The sequence below is a fragment of the Haloarcula litorea genome (assembly GCF_029338195.1).
Classification (GTDB): Archaea; Halobacteriota; Halobacteria; order Halobacteriales; family Haloarculaceae; genus Haloarcula; species Haloarcula litorea.
The window spans coordinates 954,684-970,658 of sequence record NZ_CP119779.1 but is presented as its reverse complement, the minus strand read 5'-3'; the positions used below and the strand labels follow the sequence as shown (position 1 = coordinate 970,658).

The window sequence follows — 15,975 nt, the reverse complement described above, 5'->3', positions numbered from 1 at the left end:
GTCGCCTACAGGTCCGCGAGGCTGAAGGTGTAGTAGCTGACGGCGGCGGCGACGGCGATCCACGCCAGCATGAAGACGACGACGGCGGGGTCGGAGTAGAAGAACGGGATGCCGTTGCTCTCGACGCAGGCCTGGATCTCCTGGCTCTGCCCGAAGACCTCGACGGTCCGGGTGCCCCAGACGCCGTTGAGCACGTCGGCACAGATGGTCTGTGTGTCCGCGCCGCGGCCGAACATCCCCAGCCGCGCGGCCTGCTGGGGGTAGTCGCCGGTGTTCAGCATCGAGTTCACGAGGGTCTTGTACGCCTGGTTGGGGTTGACGAGCTTCAACAGGAGGACGGCGTGCCACCGGATCGCGCCGGTCAGCCCCAGCTCGTTCGAGAGCACCTGACCGACGCCGTTTGCCCCGGCGTTCCAGAGGAACGTGAAGTAGAAGTAGACGATGAAGTTCGCGGCCGCCGACCAGAGGCTCTTCGAGAAGGCCCCGGAGATGGAGACGGTGATGGCGACGAACACCAGCGCGAAGACGATGGTAAAGAGCGAGAACAGGCCGAACAGCTCCGGCTTGAACGTCAGGCTCGACGCGGTGAGGAAGATCGCCGTCAGCGCCAGGCCCGCCGCCAGCGGGACGCCCAGCACCGCACAGCGGCCCAGCACCTTCCCGACGATGACGTCCCGCCGCGAGTGGGGCAGCGACAGCAGGAGCTTCAGCGACCCCGACGTTCGCTCTTTCGAGATGGCGGCGAAGCCGACGAAGATGGCGACGATCGGGAGGAGGAAGGTCACCATGTTGAGGTAGACGCTCGAGAGGAGGAACTGCATCCCCCGCTCCTGGATGACCTGGGCCTGCTGGCCGAAGTCGAAGTACAGCGCCAGCGCCACCGGCGCGATGAACGCGACGGTGAAGATGAGCCCCAGCAGCCACAGCCCCTTCGAGCGGATGGCGTCCTTGAACTCCTTCTTGGCGACGGTGTAGGACTGGAAGGTCTCCCGCAGCCGGCGGTCGGCGGTCGCCAGCAGGTTCTCCTCGGCGGTGCTCATGCCTCGACCTCCCGCTCGCGCTCGTCGGTGTAGGCGGTGAACAGGTCCTCCAGGGAGGCCTCCTGGGTGTCGAAGTCCTCGACGGCGACGCCGTGGTCCTCGAGGGTGTTCAGCACCGTCATCTTCGCGTCGCCCTGACAGCTGACCTCGACGCGGGTCCCCTCCCGCGTGACGCCGGAGACCGCCGGGAGGGACGCGACGGCGTCGACGGCGTCTGCCAGCCCGTCGGCGTCGGCGACGGTGACGACCAGCTTGATGTCGCTCTGTGCGGCCGAGCGCAGCCCCTCCACGGAGTCCTTGGCGATGAACGCCCCGTCCTGGAGGATGCCGACGGTGTCACAGACGGACTCGACCTGGCTGAGGATGTGCGAGGAGAAGAAGATCGTCGCGCCCCGCTCGCTCTCCTGGCGGACGAGTTCGCGCATCTTCCGCGCACCGTTGGGGTCGAGCCCGGTGGTCGGCTCGTCGAGGACGAGCAGGTCCGGGTCGTCGACCAGCGCCATCGCCAGCGCCAGCCGCTGTTTCATCCCCTTGGAGTAGCCGCCGGCGCGGCGGTCGGCGGCGTCGGCGACGCCGACCCGCTCCAGCAGCTCCATCGGGTCGTCGTCGGCCTCCTTGGACTCGATTGCGAACTCGACGTGCTCGCGGCCGGTCAGGCGCTCGTAGACGTCGTAGCCTTCGGGGAGGACGCCGATGCGTTCGCGGATGGCTTTCGACTCTTCCTGTGCGTCGTGCCCGAGGACCTGGGCGGACCCCGCCGTCGGGCGCACGAAGTCGAGCAGGATGTTGATGGTCGTCGACTTCCCGGCCCCGTTGGGCCCGAGGAAGCCGAAGACCTCCCCCTCCTCGACGGTGAGGTCGACGCCCTGTAGGGCGACGACGTCCCCGAACTCCTTGCGGACGCCGTCCAGTTCGATGGCGGTCATACGGGCGGTTTGTGACGGCTTCCGGTATAGTCTTTCGTGTTACCGGCCGCGTAACGAACCGGGCGGGAGAGGCCCTCAGACCTCCTCGTCCGGCCCGTGCCGGTCGGCCATCCGCCGGGCCTCGGTCGCGTACCGGTCCCGCTCCTCGTCGTCGTGGACCGGCTCCAGCCGCTCCGGCTCGGCGTCGACGGCGGCGGTGACGCGCTTTTTCATCAGGAGGTTCGTCGAGAGCTGTTTCCGCAGGTGGCGCTCGCCGTCGGTGGTGGCGTAGACGAGCGTCACCATCCGCTCGTCGCCGTAGCTGGACCGCTCGACGAGCCAGCACCGCACCGGCTCCTCGGCCGCCCGATCGTCTTCGGGGTCGGTCATCGCCGCGAGGTTGTCGGCGCGGCCGTTTGTATCCACCGGGGCGGCGAAACAGTCAGGACCCTCCGCGTGCCTATTGTAGGCGAATGCGAGGGGATGGAGACGGCTCGGTCCTGTTCGTCACCGACGGCACGAGCGGTGCAGTCCCGTCCGAGCACCTCTCGGACAGGTCGCTCTCGCTCCTGCCGGACCTGCCACGGCTGTTCGACGAACTGACCCGCAACCGGGTCGACTGTCTCGTCCTCCCCGCGACGGTCGGGGACCAGCGCGGCGTGGACATCGCCCGCGGCGTCACCGCGCTGTTCCCGGCGCTCCCGATAGTGGTCGTCGGCCGGGCCGACCCGCCAGCCGACCTCGACGTGGTGGTCGTCGACGCCACCGCGCTGGACGACCCGGCCGTCGCCGACGCCGTCCGGGACTGTCTCGACGGGGCGGCACCGGCGGTCGCCGGCCGCGATCCCTCACCGATGGAGACGCTGCTGCTCTCGCTGTTCGACGAGATGCCCCACCACCTGTACGCGAAAGACGAGGCGGCCCGCCACGTGATGCTGGGGCGCGGGTTCAACGAGCCGACCGACCGCCTCGGCCTCACCGACCCCGAGGTCGATGACCTGGCGGACGAACACGGGACCGCGGCCTACCGCGACGAACTGTCGCTCGTCGAGGGGGAGCGAGACGTCATCGACGTCGTCGAGTTCCTCGACCTCGACGCCGAGTACGTCCGGACCTGCAAGGTGCCCTGGACCGGTGCCGACGGCGAGATCCGGGGGCTGATCGGTCTCACCCAGGACATCACCGCCCGCAAGCAGAGCGAACACGCGCTGCGCCGGCAACACGAGCGACTGGTGAAGGTCGCGCTCGTGGCGGCTCACGAACTCCGCAACGAACTGCAGGCGACCTACGGCCACCTCGACCGGGCGGCCGAGGCGGGGGCCGACCTGTCGGCGCTCGCGGACTCCCTCTCCCGGATCGAGTCGCTCGTCGACACGGTGGTCCAGCTCTCGGAGCGGGAACCGGTCGCCAGCGATCCGGAACCCGTCTGGCTCTCCCGGCTGAGCCGCGAGGTGTGGGACACGCTGGCGGGCGACGACGCGACGCTGGAGGTGGCGGCGGACGCGCGAGTGGTCGCCGACCCGGAGTCGGCGAGCCTCCTCCTCCAGATCCTCTTCCGGAACGCGCTCGAACACGCGGGGCCCGCGGTGACGGTCACCGTCGGCACCACCGACGACGGCTTCTTCGTCGCCGACGACGGCCCGGGGCTGTCGGCGGGGTCGCCGGAGCGGGTGTTCGACGCCGGGTACACCACGGTCGAGGGCAACACGGGTTTGGGCCTGTACGTCGCGGGGAAGGTGGCCGGCGACCAGGGCTGGACCCTCTCCGCGTCGTCCCGTGCGGGCGGCGCGCGGTTCGACGTGACGAACGTCGACCTCGCCGAGTGACTCAGCTCGACGGGTCGTAGACCCTGATCCAGCCGTCGCTGCCGACGGTCACGAGGTAGCCGACGTAGCGGAACTCCACCGTTCCGACCCCCTCCGTCGGGAGGTCGGCGACGCCGCCGCTGAAGAACGTCTCGGCGAGGGCGGCGGCGTCGACGGCCTCGTACAGCGGGTCCTCGAGTTCCCTCGGCGCGACCCCCTCGGCGTCGGCGACGGCCGACACGATGTCGACGGTGAGTTCGGCGTCCGTCGGGTCGTGGTGGCGCTGTGCGACGAGGGTTCCGTCGTCGCCGGCACGCGTGTGTCGCTCACTCCGCGTCATCCGACGCCTCCAGTGCGTGTGTCTCCCGTGCCGCATCGACGCTCTCGCCGACCCCTTCGAGCGCCGCGAGTACCTGCTCGGCAGCCGGTCCGGGGGTGATCGTCTCCGCATCCCGGTCGAACACGACGACGCCCTCCTCGACCAGCTTCGGGACGTGGGCGTGGTGCAGCGAGACGTACACCGACTCCCGCTGGTCGTCGGTCACCGCGTCCTCGGCGACGCCGTTCTCGTAGGCCGCGACCTTCGTCGCCAGGTCGGTCAGGGACCACTCCGCGTCCGTCAGCAGCGTGTAACAGAGGTACCGCCGTCGCGGGTGTGCGAGCGTCTCGAACACGTGGTCCGGCCCCAGTATCGCCGCCGGAACCGTCCCCGCTGGCGGCCCGCCGGCCGGGGCGTTCTCCGCCCCGTCTCTGGGCTCACTCCGCTCGTTCATAGCGTCAGTACTCCGTGTCGATATATGTACTTTCTCGTGGTCACCGCCGTAGGTCGTCACCAGTTCGTTGTCACCACCCCACACGGGGAGAGTATTGCCGTAACTCGTGGTTATAGATGCGTAGAGATATATGCGTACTGCACATGACCGACTACGGATTCGGGACGCGCTGTGTCCACGCCGGCCAGGCGGAGCCGGACCCGGAGACGGGGGCACGCGCGCCGCCCATCTACCAGACCTCCTCGTACGTCTTCGAGGACGCCGACACGGCCGCCCAGCGGTACGCGCTGGAGGACGACGGCAACGTCTACTCGCGGTTCGACAACCCGACGGTGCGGACCTTAGAGAAGCGCCTGGCCTCCCTGGAGGGGGCCGTCGACGCCGTCGCCACCGGCTCCGGGATGGCGGCGCTCGACGCCGCGACGCTCGTGCTCGCCGCGGCCGGCGACAACGTCGTCTCCTCGTCGTCGATCTACGGCGGCACCCACTCCTACCTCGCCAACACCGCCAGCCGGCGGGGCATCGACGCGCGGTTCGTCGACACGCTCGACCCCGACGCCTACGCCGAGGCCATCGACGACGACACCGCCTACGTCCACGTCGAGACCATCGGCAACCCCTCGCTGGTGGTCCCGCCGTTCGAGGAGATCGCCGACGTGGCCCACGACCACGGCGTGCCGCTGTTCGTCGACAACACGTTCGGGACGCCGGCGCTCTGTCGCCCGCTGGAGCACGGCGCGGACGTCGTCTGGGAGTCGACGACGAAGTGGATCCACGGCTCCGGGACGACCGTCGGCGGCGTGCTGGCCGACGGCGGCTCGTTCCCGTGGGGCGACTACCCGGAGAAGTACCCCGAGATGGGCGGGCAGAACCCCGCCTTCGACGCGAACTTCGCCGAGCGGTTCGGCGACCGCGCCTTCTCGGTGGCGGCCCGCCAGCGCGGGCTGCGCTCGCTGGGCGACGGGCAGAAGCCCTTCGACGCGTGGGCGACGCTCCAGGGGACCGAGACCCTCTCCTTGCGGATGGAACGGCACTGCGAGAACGCCCTGACGGTGGCCGAACACCTCCGGGACCACCCGGACGTGGCGTGGGTCTCCTACCCCGGCCTCCCCGACCACGAGACCCACGACCTCGCCGAACAGTATCTCGACGGCGGCTTCGGCGGCGTCCTGACGTTCGGCCTCGAGGGTGGCTTCGAGGCCGGCCGGCGGTTCTGCGAGGAGACCGACCTCGCGCAGTTCCTCGCGAACATCGGCGACGCGAAGACGCTGGTCATCCACCCGGCCAGCACCACCCACGCACAGCTCTCCGAGGAAGAACAGCGGGCCAGCGGCGTCAGCCCGGACCTGATCCGGATGAGCGTCGGCATCGAGGACCCCGAGGACGTCGTCGCCGACGTCGACGCCGCCATCGACCGCATCACATGAGCGTGGAATCAGCGACCCTCTCGGTCGGCGAGTTCGAGTTCCAGTGCGGCGAGACGATCGAGGACCTGGAGCTGGCCTACGAGACCTACGGCGAGTTCGAGGGGGACAACGCCGTCCTCGTCTGTCACGCCCTGACCGGCAGCGCCCACGTCGCCGCCCGCGGCCGCTTCGAGGAGGGCGACCAGGCCTACGCCTGGTGGGACGACATCGTCGGCCCGGGGAAGGCCATCGACACCAAGGAGTACTTCGTCGTCTGTGTCAACGTCCCCGGCTCCTGTTACGGTTCCTCCGGTCCCGCCAGCACGAACCCCGAGACCGGCGAGCCCTACGGCCCCGACTTCCCGCCGGTGACCGTCGCCGACTGGACGGAGGCCCAGCGTCGCCTGCTCGACGAACTCGGCGTCCCGCACCTCTACGCCGTCGTCGGCGGCAGCGTCGGCGGGATGAACGTCCTGGAGTGGGGGAAACGCCACCCCGACCACGTCGAGAAGCTCATCCCCATCGCCGCCGCCGCCCGGCTGGACCCGCAGTGTCTCGCGCTGGACGGTATCGCCCGCCGCGCGATCACGACCGACGAGAACTGGCAGGGCGGGCGCTACTACGACGGAGACCATCCGGACGAGGGGCTCGCGCTCGCCCGGCAGATCGGCCACGTCATGTACTTCTCGAAGGCGAGTATGGAGCGCCGCTTCGGCCGCCGGGCCGCGACACGCGAGGCCGAGCGAGCGTTCCCCACCGACGCCGCCGGGCGCTTCTTCCCCTACCGCGACGTGGAGTCGTACCTCGACTACAACGCCTCGAAGTTCGTCGAGCGGTTCGACGCCAACAGCTACCTCTACCTCACCCGGGCGATGGACAACTACGACCTCTCTTCGGGGTTCGAGGACGACGCCGACGCACTGGCGGCCTTCGACGGCGAGGCGCTGGTGATGTCTTTCACCGGCGACTGGCACTTCACCACCCAGCAGTCCGAGGCGCTGGCCGACGCCCTGCGGGAGACCGGCACCGACGTGGCCCACCACGTCGTCGACTCCGACTACGGCCACGACGCCTTCCTCGTGGAGCCCGACAGCGTCGGGCCGCCGCTGTCGGACTTCCTCGAGGTGGGACTGGACGGCAGCGCCGTCTCCGACACCGCGGCCGACGACGAGTCGGCGTCGACCGACTTCGCGCCCGTCCACAACAGCCTCTTCTCGCGCTAGTCTTTATCACACCTCGCGCCGTCAATACCTGTGTATGACTGATATGTTCGCCAGCGCCGAGGACGAGGACCTGTCGTTCGGCAAGCCCGTGTACGACGAGGACGGCAACGAGCTGGGATCGATCCGCGGGTTCGACCAGCACGGCTTCTACGTGACGGTCGAGGGCGGCATCGAGTCGCTGTCCGACGAACACCGGTCGACCGGCGAGGCCGGCGAGGCCGAGCTGATGTGGCGCTGCTGGGAGTGTGGCGAGATGGGGCAGATCGACGAGGACATCCCCGAGACGTGCCCCTCCTGTGGCGCGCCCAAGGAAGAGATCTACTACTGGACCGAGGACTGATCCTCCCGCTCGACGCGGGCGGCGAGCGCGTCGGGCAGTTCCGCGCGCATCGCGTCGGCGGCGGCCGCGGGCAGCGCGACCCTGACCGTCTCGTCGCGCCACTCGACGACCGCGGTACCGTCGCCGTCCCGGACGAGCGCGTACTCGACGGCGTCGACGAGGTCGACCAGCGCCGCGACCGTCTCGCCGTCCATCGGGACGGTGCCGGCCGTGTGGTCGTCGTCGACGGTCACGTCCGGGTGCCGGGCCAGGTCCTCCAGCGCGGCCCGGTCCCGCCCGAGGTCCGAGCGGCGACCGACCGCGAGGTAGAGGAACGCGGTGTCGGGCGAACGCGGCGTCGCGTCCAGCGCGGCCGCGACGGCGTCCAGGCGTGCCCCGCCGTCGCTCGCGGGCGGTCGGACGCGGAACCGCGGCTCGTCGTCGGGCCAGTCGGGCGTCCCCGTCTCCAGCCCCGCCGCCTCCCAGGCGTCGAGGACGGCGTCGGCGAGGCGGTCGACGCCGACGGACTCGATCGCGTCGGCCACCCGCTCGGTCTCGGAGTTCGGCTCGTCCATACCCCGTCTTCGTCGCCGGCGGTGTTGTGGCTGGTGGTCCCGGCTCCCGTCGGCCGGACCCGGCGTCGGCTGCCGGAACACGACGCCGTGGCGGCGACCTTGCCAGCGCCGCTGGAACGCTTTTCCTTCCCCCGGTCCTCCGGCCGGTATGGACATCGCTGTCGTCGGCGCGGGCAGTCTCGGCAGCCTCCTCGGGGGCCTGCTCGCCCGCGAACACGACGTGACGCTCGTCGGGCGCGAGCCCCACGTCGGTCGGGTCCGGGAGCGGGGGCTGCGCGTCACCGGCGTCGAGTCGTTCTGCGTCGAGCCCGCGGCCGCCACCGAGGTCCCCGACGCCGCGGACCTCGCCCTCGTCGCGGTCAAGAGCTACGACACCGCCGGCGCGGCCGCCGCGCTCGCCGACTGCGCCCTCGACGCCTGCCTGTCGGTCCAGAACGGCCTCGGGAACGAGGCGACGCTGGCCGACGCGCTCGACTGCCCCGTGCTGGCCGGCACCTGCACCTACGGCGCGCGCCTGACCGAACCGGGGACGGTGGCCTACACCGGCCGCGGGGAGGTGGCCCTGGGCGCGAGCGAGGGCGGCCCCTCGCAGGTCGCCGAGCGGGTGGGCGCGGCCCTCGACGCGGCCGGCGTCGTGACGACGGTCGCCGAGGACATGCCGACGCGGCTCTGGGGCAAACTCGCGGTCAACGCGGCGGTCAACGCGACGACGGCGCTGGCCCGCGTCGAGAACGGCGCGCTGGCCGACGGCCCCGCCCGCGAGGTGGCTCACGACGCCGCCCGCGAGACGGCCCGCGTCGCCCGCGAACGCGGTGTCGACCTCGCCGACGAGCGCGCGGTCGCACTGGTCGAGTCCGTCGTCGCCGACACCGCCGCCAACCGCTCGTCGATGCTCCAGGACGTCGCGGACGGGCGGCGGACCGAGGTCGACGCCATCAACGGCTACGTCGCCGACGCCGCCGAGTCCCCCGTGCCGGTCAACGAGACGCTGGCGCGGCTGGTGCGGGCGTGGGAGCGCGGCGTCAGTTCCGGAGGATGACCCACACCGCCGCCACGCCGCCCAGCACCAGCGCGAACCAGTAGCTCGCCACCCGATAGAGGAGCGCCACGACAGTCGCCTCGGTCGTCCCCAGGGCCGTCAGCGCCACCACGAGGACGACGAGCGCGGCCTCGACCGCCCCGGAACCGCCGGGCGAGGGGACGAGCCCGGCCAGCGTCGACGCCGGGACGATGAAGAACACGAGCAGCAGCGCGATCTCGTTGCTGATCGCCTGTGCGACGGCGTACAGCGGCGCGGCGAAGAACACCCAGCCGACGTAGGAGAACGACAGCGCCTTCACCAGCTCCCGGCGGTCGCGGGCGATGCGCTGGAACGCGCTCTCGACCTCCCGCAGGCGCTCGCGCAGGCCCGACAGCGTCACCCGCGGGGTCCGCCGGGCGATCGGTGCCGACGCCCGGAGGACGGTCCGGCCGATACGCTTGCGGAACCGCCAGCCCGCGACGGCGGCGATCGGGACGCCGACCGACAGCACCACCAGCCCGCCGGCCAGCGGCTCGACGGCCTCCGGGAGCGTGCTCTGATAGAGGAGCGCGGCGAAGCCGACGCCGGCGAAGGTGACGAAGGGGAAGAGGTTGAGCAGGTCCGCGGTGACGACGCTGGCGAGGCTGTCCTCGTAGCTGGCCTCGGTGTCCCGCGAGAGGACGTAGGCGATGAACGGCTCGCCGCCGGCCTGGCCCAGCGGCGTCACGTAGTTGGCGAAGGTGGCCGCGTAGTAGGTGACCACGAGGCGCGTGAACGACTCCTCGATGCCGGCCACCCGCAGCACCACCTGCCAGGCCTTCCCCCACATCGTCAGACACAGCGCCGTCGACAGACAGCCCAGCGCGAGCCAGCCGAGGTCCGCCGAGCGAAGGCCCGACACCACGTCGGCCGTCCCGACGAAGTCCACCAGCAGGTAGAGGACGACGGCGGCGACGCCGAAACCCAGCCCTATCTGCGCCAGGGTCTTCCTGTCGATGAGTTCCAGCCCGCCGGTGTCGTCTGTCACGCTAGTCGATGTAGCCCAGGTCCTGCAGTCGATCCTTGGTCTCGTCGTCCATCTCGTCCAGCACCTCGCCGTCGGCCCCGTCGGCCTCGTCGGGCCACTCGGCGTCGACCGCGTCCACGAAGTCCCACAGCGCGGCCTCCAGCGCCTCGGGCTCGGCGTCGGTACCGACGAGGTTCTCCGTCTCGCCGGGGTCGCTCGCCACGTCGTAGGCCTCGTCGGGGATACGGGTGCAGTGGATGTACTTCTCGCCGGCGGTCCGGGCCGCGCCCATCCGCGAGTAGAAGCGGGACTGCTCGTCCAGCTTGATGCCGGCGGCGCTTGCCTTCCCCTCCAGCTGTCGCAGCTCGACGACGGGCTGGTGGTACTCGACGAAGCCGACCTCGCCCCGCGGGCGGCCGCCGACCTCGTCGGCGAACTCGCGGTAGTCGGCCGACAGCAGCGAGCGGGCCGACTCCAGGGGCTTCCCGCGGCCCTCGGCCCCGGCGGCGTCCAGCACCGTGTGGTAGAGGTCGACGAGTTCGACGACCGTCTCCTCGTCGCGGTCGGCGTCGATCTCGGGGTGTTTGACCATCAGCGGGACGTTCACCAGCGGGTCGTAGATGCCGAACTCGTGGCCGTACAGCCCGTGCTCGCCGAACAGCTCGCCGTGGTCGGCACAGACGACGACCGTCGTCTCCTCCCAGCGGCCGGTCTCCTTGAGATGGGAGAACAGGCGGTCGAGCTGGTCGTCGATGTGGGCCAGCTCGGCGTCGTACAGCCTCCGGATGTCGGCCCACTCCTCGTCGTCGATGTCCCGGGCACCGCAGTTGTACTCCTTGGAGTTCTGACAGACATCCGTGGAGTCGACGCCCGGCGCGAACCGCTCGGCGTACTCCTCGGGCGGGTGGTACGGGAGGTGGGCGTCCATGAGGTTGATGAAGGCGAAGAAGTCCTCGGAGTCGTCCACGAAGTCGATGGTCTCGTCGACGACCTGGGGCGTCTTGGTGTCCCCGCCGCCGCCCTCCGCGAGGTGTTCGTGGACCTTGTTGCCGACCTGGACGAGTCGGTCGGCGACGCCACGGAGGGTGTCGTTGTCGTTCATCGTCTTCCAGAGGGTCGCCAGCGGCCCCGAGAGGAGTTCGCTGGGCATGATCTGGAAGAAGTTGTCGTGGTGGTCGAACCCGGCGGTGAGGTTGGTGTAGCTCGTGATCCAGGCGTTCGAGGAGTAGCAGGCGGTGTCGTAGCCCGCCGCCGAGAGCGACTCCGCCAGGGTCGTGGCCCCCTCCAGGTAGGGGTCCTCCTGTGTGGCCCCGTGCTCGCTGGGGTAGAGACCGGTGAACAGCGAGGCGTGGACCGGCAGCGTCCACGGGGCCGGGGCGACGGCCTGCTCGAAGACGGCGGCCTCCTCGGCGAACTCGGCGAGGTGGGGCGTGGTCTCGCGGTCGGGGTCGTAGACGGACAGGCGGTCCTTCCGGACCGTGTCCAGGACGACGAACAGCACGTTCGACCCGTCCGTGTCGGTCATACCGGCACCCACTCGGCGGCGACGGTAAAACTGTGGGATTTCCGCTCAGGCGCGGTCGAACGCGACGGTCGCGGTTCCATCGACGGTCGTCCGGAGTGTCTCGACCGCTCCGTCGGCGTCGGCGTGGGTCCATCCGTCGGGGAGCGCCACCACGACCTCCTGTGGCCGCTCGGCGTCGACGGCGACGGTCAGTTCGTCGGCGTCGTCGTCCCACGCGACTCGCTCGACGCGGTCCCCGAGGCCGGCCAGGTGGGCCGTCCCAAGCAGGTGGGGTCGGGCGCGGGCGGGCGCGACGTGGGCGAGCAGACAGCCGTGGGTGGGCACCTCGCGCTCGGCGGTCCCACCCGCCGGGATGGGTTCCCCGTCCCACGCGTCCCAGCCCCGCTCGTCGGCCGCGAGCGAGAGGGATCGGGTGCGTGGCTCGTCGGCCCAGTTGACCAGTGCCACCGCGCGGCCGCCGTCGGCGGGGCGCTCACATTCGACCCGCTCGGGGAAGGTCCGGTCGCCGACGCCCTCGACCGTGCCGCCGTCGACGGGCGGGAGCGACCGCTCGAAGAGGGTCCGTCCGGGCTCGTCGATGGCGGCCACGCGGTCGCTGAGGACGTTCGACCCGCCGGTCAGCGCCACGACGGCAGCGAGGGTGCGCCGCTCGGCGTCCGTGAGGTCGGTCCCCGGGCGCAGCAGCTGGCAGTCGGGGTCGTTCACCCACCACCGGTCGTGGGCGAACTGGCGGTTCAGGACGTTCCGGAGCGCGTTCTCGTGGGCGGGCTCGCTGGCGATCCCGTCGGGGTCGCGCCAGTGCGGGGCGGTGTCGGGGCCGACCCGCATCGCGTCGACGAGCCCGACGCTCTGTGCCTGCGGTGCGCCACAGCCCAGCAGGAAGGTGTCCCGGCCGACCGCCTGTCGGATCGTCTTCAGCCCGCGCTGGTAGGCCTCGGCGCGGGTCACGTCGTCGTGGCGCTGGCCGGGGAGCGCCCCGGCGTAGAGGAAGTCCAGCTTCAGGTAGTCGAACCCCCAGTCGTCGACGATCGTCTCGAAGGTGTCGGTCAGCCACGCCTCGACCCCCGGGTGGGTACAGTCGAGGCCGTACATCTCGCCGTGGCGCTCGCCCGCGCTCACGAACGCCCCGTCGGCGTCGGTGACGAACCACTCCGGGTGGTCGTCGACGAGGGCGGCGTCCGCCTGGACGAAGAAGGGCGCGAGCCACAGGCCCGGGGTGTACCCCGCCCCCTCGATGTCGTCTGTCAGCGCCGGCATCTCGTCGAACCCCTCGGCCAGCGTGCGCCAGTCGCCGAAGGCGACCTGGTAGCCGTCGTCCAGCTGGACCACGTCGATCGGCGGGTCCCACGCGGCCACGTCGGCGACGGCCTCGCGCATGTCGTCGGCCGTCACGTCGGTGAAGTAGTGGTACCAGGAGCACCAGCCCGTCGGCGTCCACTCGCCGGCGCGTGCCCCCATCCGCTCGGCGACGCCGTCGGCCAGCGCCGCAACCCCCGCGTCGACCGGGCGGCTGGCGTCGACTCTGAGGGTGGCCGCAGCGGCGGACTCGCCCGACTCGACCGTCACGCCGTCGCCCGGACACACCGCGGTCAGGCGCTCGATCCCGTCGTCGCCGACCGCGTCGTCGAAGCGGGCGACGTAGCTCCCGTGGTCGAGGAAGCCAAGCGTCAGCGCGCGGTCGCCGTCGGCCAGCCCGACCAGCCCGTGGCTCGTCCGGTCGGGGGCGGACAGATCGGTCATCATCGGGACGTTCTCCGGCGGCTCGGCGGGGAAGGTCTCGTCGACCGGCAGCGCTCCGGTCGGAGTCCAGGACTGGTAGCCGTGCCGGTAGATCCGGGCGTCGGCGTCGAACGCCACGCCGTCGGCGTCCAGGGGACAGAGCCGCTCCAGCGCCGCGGGGTCGCCGGTGTCGTTCCGGAGGTGCAGCCGGATTCCGACGGCTTCGTCGGCCGCCGTGAGGACCAGTCGGGTCGCCGCGTCGTCGTCGTAGCTGATCGTCGCGCCGCTGCCGTCCCGCTCGACCGTCCAGCCCGCGTCGGGGACCGGGAACGACCGGTCGCCCAGCGTCGCCGTGACCCGCCCCGAAAGCAGCGCGTCGTCGTCCGGGGCGTCCGTCTCTGCGATCGAGAGGCGAACCGATCCGGGGTCGAACTGGACCGTCGTTCCGCCGGCAGTGACCGTGACCATACCCGCGTTGCCAGCGGGGTCCCGGATAGCTCTTTGGGGGAAGACGTATGTCCCGGGGCGACGCCCGACGGGGTATGAGCATCGGAGTCTGTTACTTCCCCGAGCACTGGCCCAGCGAGCGCTGGGAGCGCGACGTGGCCCAGATGGCCGACGCGGGCCTGGAGTACGTCCGGATGGCTGAGTTCTCGTGGGGCCGCCTCGAGCCCGAGCGCGGCGCGTTCGACTTCGCGTGGCTGGACGAGGCCGTCGACCTCGTCGGCGACCACGGGATGGAAGCGGTCCTGTGTACGCCGACGGCGACCCCGCCGAAGTGGCTCGTCGACGAGCACCCGGACATCCGGCAGGAAGACCCCGACGGGACCCCCCGCGAGTGGGGGAGCCGGCGGTTCACCTGCTTCAACTCCCCGACCTACCGCGAGGAGACCGAGCGCATCGTCCGGAGGGTCACCGAGCGGTACGCCGACCACCCCCACGTCGCGGGCTGGCAGACCGACAACGAGTACGGCTGTCACGAGACGGTCCGGTGTTACTGCGAGGACTGCGCCGCCGCCTTCCGCGAGTGGCTCGAAGCCAAGTACGGCGACGTCGCGTCGCTGAACGAGGCCTGGGGGACGACGTTCTGGAGCCAGCAGTACGACTCCTTCGCCGCCGTCGACCCGCCCGGGCCGACCCCCGCCGAACACCACCCCTCGCGGCTGCTGGACTACTACCGCTTCTCGAACGACAGCGTCGTCGAGTACAACCGCCTGCACGCGGACCTGATCCGGGCGGCCAACGACGACTGGTCCGTCACGCACAACTTTATGGGCGACTTCGCCAGCTTGGACGCCTACTCGCTGTCCGACGACCTGGACTTCCTGGGGTGGGACTCGTACCCGACCGGGTTCGTCCAGGACCGGCGACCCGGCGAGGCCAGTCAGGACGAGCTCCGGGCGGGCGACCCCGACGAGGTCGGGATGAACCACGACCTCTACCGCGGGGCCAAGCGGGCCCCGTTCTGGGTGCTGGAACAGCAGCCCGGCGACGTGAACTGGCCGCCCCAGGCCCCCCAGCCGGGCGAGGGCGCGATGCGGCTGTGGGCGCACCACGCCGTCGCCCACGGCGCGGACGCGGTGCTGTACTTCCGGTGGCGGCGCTGCCGGCAGGGCCAGGAGCAGTACCACGCGGGCCTCCGCAAGCAGGACGGCAGCCCCGACAGGGGGTACCGCGACGCCGGCCGCGCGGCCGAGGAACTGTTCGACCTCGCGCCGGTCGAAGCCCCAGTGGCCCTGCTGCACGACTACGAGAGTCTCTGGGCGACCGAGGTCCAGCCTCACTCCCCGGACTGGCACTACTGGTCGCACCTGCGGACCTACTACGCGGCGCTGCGGGCCCGCGGCGTGCAGGTCGACGTGGTCGACCCCGACACCGACCTCGACGGCTACGCGGCCGCCGTCGCGCCGACGCTGTACCTGGCCGACGACGAGCTGGCGACGCACCTGGAGTCCTACGTCGACGACGGCGGCCACCTCCTGCTGGGGGCGCGCACCGGCGAGAAGGACCCGCACAACAAGCTCCACGGATCGCTCGCCCCGGGGCCGCTGGCGGACCTGGCGGGGCTCCGCGTGGCACAACACGAGACGGTCCCGGAGTCCACCCCCACCGAGCTCCGCTACGGAGACGAGCGCTACGGCTACCGGACCTGGGCCGGGTGGCTCGACACCGACGACGCCGCGCCGGTCGGGGAGTACACCACCGCCGTCGCCGACGGCCACACCGCCGTCGCGCGCGCCGACCGGGGCGACGGCTCGGTCACGACCTGTGGCTGCTGGCCCGGGGGCGACCTCGCGGACGCCCTGGCGACCGACCTCCTCGACGCCGCCGGCGTCGCGACGACCAACCGACTGCCCGAGGGCGTCCGTGTGGCACGGCGGGACGGCTACACGTGGGTGACGAACTTCACCGACGAGCCCCGGACCGTCGACGCGCCCGACGCCGCCGAGTGGGTCGTCGGCGACGCCTCCGTCGACGGCTACGACGCGGCGGTCGTCGACGCGCCCCCCGAGGCGCTGACGGTGCTGCCCGTCGACGCGTAGTGTCAGAATCGGGAGGTGCTTCTTTACTCACACTCGGGGACGTTTTCGTTCACCGATAGAAAACACGAGGTGGTGTTTGGTATCAATTAACACGGGAGGTCGGGCGACAGACTGC

At 71.1% G+C, this 15,975-nt stretch carries 15 protein-coding genes; 6 read left to right on the top strand and 9 right to left on the bottom strand.

Features of this window, described 5'->3' with window-relative positions:
- Positions 1-5: 5 nt before the first annotated feature.
- From P0592_RS05150 to P0592_RS05140, 3 genes are all read right to left on the bottom strand, one after another.
- Positions 6-1,040 (bottom strand): ABC transporter permease, encoded by a 1,035-nt coding sequence (locus P0592_RS05150; protein WP_276273204.1) that lies wholly within the window; start codon positions 1,038-1,040, stop codon positions 6-8.
- Entirely contained in the window at positions 1,037-1,966 is a 930-nt protein-coding gene (locus P0592_RS05145) for an ABC transporter ATP-binding protein (RefSeq protein WP_276273203.1), read from the bottom strand. Before P0592_RS05145 ends, P0592_RS05150 begins: the two co-directional genes overlap by 4 nt.
- Before the next feature lie 75 nt (positions 1,967-2,041).
- Positions 2,042-2,335, bottom strand: a complete 294-nt coding sequence (locus P0592_RS05140) for a DUF7967 family protein (RefSeq protein WP_276273202.1) — start codon at positions 2,333-2,335, stop codon at positions 2,042-2,044.
- Between the two features lie 83 nt (positions 2,336-2,418).
- Here P0592_RS05140 and P0592_RS05135 point away from each other — a divergent pair, with 83 nt between their 5' ends.
- Positions 2,419-3,771: a sensor histidine kinase gene (locus P0592_RS05135; protein ID WP_276273201.1), complete on the top strand. Its 1,353-nt coding sequence runs from the start codon at positions 2,419-2,421 to the stop codon at positions 3,769-3,771.
- A gap of 1 nt (position 3,772) precedes the next feature.
- Here the strand turns inward: P0592_RS05135 and P0592_RS05130 are convergent, their stop codons facing one another.
- A complete protein-coding gene (locus tag P0592_RS05130; RefSeq protein ID WP_276273200.1) occupies positions 3,773-4,090 on the bottom strand; it encodes a HalOD1 output domain-containing protein in 318 nt (105 codons plus the stop codon).
- Complete coding sequence (locus P0592_RS05125; protein ID WP_276273199.1) at positions 4,077-4,523, bottom strand: DUF7344 domain-containing protein; 447 nt, start codon at positions 4,521-4,523, stop codon at positions 4,077-4,079. The genes P0592_RS05130 and P0592_RS05125 overlap by 14 nt, the downstream gene beginning before the upstream one ends.
- Positions 4,524-4,666: 143 nt before the next feature.
- Between P0592_RS05125 and P0592_RS05120 the strand changes: the two genes are divergently transcribed.
- The 3 genes from P0592_RS05120 to P0592_RS05110 are packed head-to-tail and all read left to right on the top strand — an operon-like array spanning position 4,667 to position 7,492.
- Entirely contained in the window at positions 4,667-5,950 is a 1,284-nt protein-coding gene (locus P0592_RS05120; protein ID WP_276273198.1) for an O-acetylhomoserine aminocarboxypropyltransferase/cysteine synthase family protein, read from the top strand.
- Positions 5,947-7,152, top strand: coding sequence for a homoserine O-acetyltransferase MetX (metX, locus tag P0592_RS05115; RefSeq protein WP_276273197.1), 1,206 nt, complete (start codon positions 5,947-5,949; stop codon positions 7,150-7,152). The genes P0592_RS05120 and metX overlap by 4 nt, the downstream gene beginning before the upstream one ends.
- Positions 7,153-7,186: 34 nt before the next feature.
- Positions 7,187-7,492, top strand: coding sequence for a DUF7130 family rubredoxin-like protein (locus tag P0592_RS05110; protein ID WP_276273196.1), 306 nt, complete (start codon positions 7,187-7,189; stop codon positions 7,490-7,492).
- Here the strand turns inward: P0592_RS05110 and P0592_RS05105 are convergent.
- Positions 7,474-8,046 carry a hypothetical protein gene (locus tag P0592_RS05105; RefSeq protein WP_276273195.1) on the bottom strand — a complete coding sequence of 191 codons (573 nt, stop codon included), beginning with the start codon at positions 8,044-8,046 and terminating at the stop codon, positions 7,474-7,476. The two genes, P0592_RS05110 and P0592_RS05105, sit on opposite strands and share 19 nt — an antisense overlap.
- Positions 8,047-8,194: 148 nt before the next feature.
- On the opposite strand from P0592_RS05105, the gene P0592_RS05100 reads away from it, so the two are divergent.
- A complete protein-coding gene (locus P0592_RS05100) occupies positions 8,195-9,085 on the top strand; it encodes a ketopantoate reductase family protein (protein WP_276273194.1) in 891 nt (296 codons plus the stop codon).
- Here P0592_RS05100 and P0592_RS05095 read toward each other — a convergent pair.
- Genes P0592_RS05095 through P0592_RS05085 form a run of 3 tightly spaced genes read right to left on the bottom strand, consistent with a single transcriptional unit; the run spans position 9,069 to position 13,785 of the window.
- Complete coding sequence (locus tag P0592_RS05095) at positions 9,069-10,094, bottom strand: lysylphosphatidylglycerol synthase transmembrane domain-containing protein (RefSeq protein WP_276273193.1); 1,026 nt, start codon at positions 10,092-10,094, stop codon at positions 9,069-9,071. The genes P0592_RS05100 and P0592_RS05095 overlap by 17 nt on opposite strands.
- Before the next feature lies 1 nt (position 10,095).
- Entirely contained in the window at positions 10,096-11,598 is a 1,503-nt protein-coding gene (locus P0592_RS05090; protein ID WP_276273192.1) for a sulfatase family protein, read from the bottom strand.
- 45 nt (positions 11,599-11,643) lie between these two features.
- A complete protein-coding gene (locus P0592_RS05085; RefSeq protein WP_276273191.1) occupies positions 11,644-13,785 on the bottom strand; it encodes a glycoside hydrolase family 36 protein in 2,142 nt (713 codons plus the stop codon).
- Positions 13,786-13,859: 74 nt separating this feature from the next.
- Here P0592_RS05085 and P0592_RS05080 point away from each other — a divergent pair, with 74 nt between their 5' ends.
- The gene (locus tag P0592_RS05080; protein WP_276273190.1) at positions 13,860-15,860 is read left to right on the top strand and encodes a beta-galactosidase; all 2,001 of its coding nucleotides are present in this window, start codon (positions 13,860-13,862) and stop codon (positions 15,858-15,860) included.
- The last annotated feature ends 115 nt before the right edge of the window (positions 15,861-15,975 follow it).

Bases quoted from the DNA above. Each gene is read 5' to 3' on its own strand.
- P0592_RS05150 (WP_276273204.1), bottom strand. From the start codon at position 1,040: ATGAGCACCGCCGAGGAGAACCTGCTGGCGACCGCCGACCGCCGGCTG.
- P0592_RS05145 (WP_276273203.1), bottom strand. From the start codon at position 1,966: ATGACCGCCATCGAACTGGACGGCGTCCGCAAGGAGTTCGGGGACGTC.
- P0592_RS05140 (WP_276273202.1), bottom strand. From the start codon at position 2,335: ATGACCGACCCCGAAGACGATCGGGCGGCCGAGGAGCCGGTGCGGTGC.
- P0592_RS05135 (WP_276273201.1), top strand. From the start codon at position 2,419: ATGCGAGGGGATGGAGACGGCTCGGTCCTGTTCGTCACCGACGGCACG.
- P0592_RS05130 (WP_276273200.1), bottom strand. From the start codon at position 4,090: ATGACGCGGAGTGAGCGACACACGCGTGCCGGCGACGACGGAACCCTC.
- P0592_RS05125 (WP_276273199.1), bottom strand. From the start codon at position 4,523: ATGAACGAGCGGAGTGAGCCCAGAGACGGGGCGGAGAACGCCCCGGCC.
- P0592_RS05120 (WP_276273198.1), top strand. From the start codon at position 4,667: ATGACCGACTACGGATTCGGGACGCGCTGTGTCCACGCCGGCCAGGCG.
- metX (WP_276273197.1), top strand. From the start codon at position 5,947: ATGAGCGTGGAATCAGCGACCCTCTCGGTCGGCGAGTTCGAGTTCCAG.
- P0592_RS05110 (WP_276273196.1), top strand. From the start codon at position 7,187: ATGACTGATATGTTCGCCAGCGCCGAGGACGAGGACCTGTCGTTCGGC.
- P0592_RS05105 (WP_276273195.1), bottom strand. From the start codon at position 8,046: ATGGACGAGCCGAACTCCGAGACCGAGCGGGTGGCCGACGCGATCGAG.
- P0592_RS05100 (WP_276273194.1), top strand. From the start codon at position 8,195: ATGGACATCGCTGTCGTCGGCGCGGGCAGTCTCGGCAGCCTCCTCGGG.
- P0592_RS05090 (WP_276273192.1), bottom strand. From the start codon at position 11,598: ATGACCGACACGGACGGGTCGAACGTGCTGTTCGTCGTCCTGGACACG.
- P0592_RS05085 (WP_276273191.1), bottom strand. From the start codon at position 13,785: ATGGTCACGGTCACTGCCGGCGGAACGACGGTCCAGTTCGACCCCGGA.
- P0592_RS05080 (WP_276273190.1), top strand. From the start codon at position 13,860: ATGAGCATCGGAGTCTGTTACTTCCCCGAGCACTGGCCCAGCGAGCGC.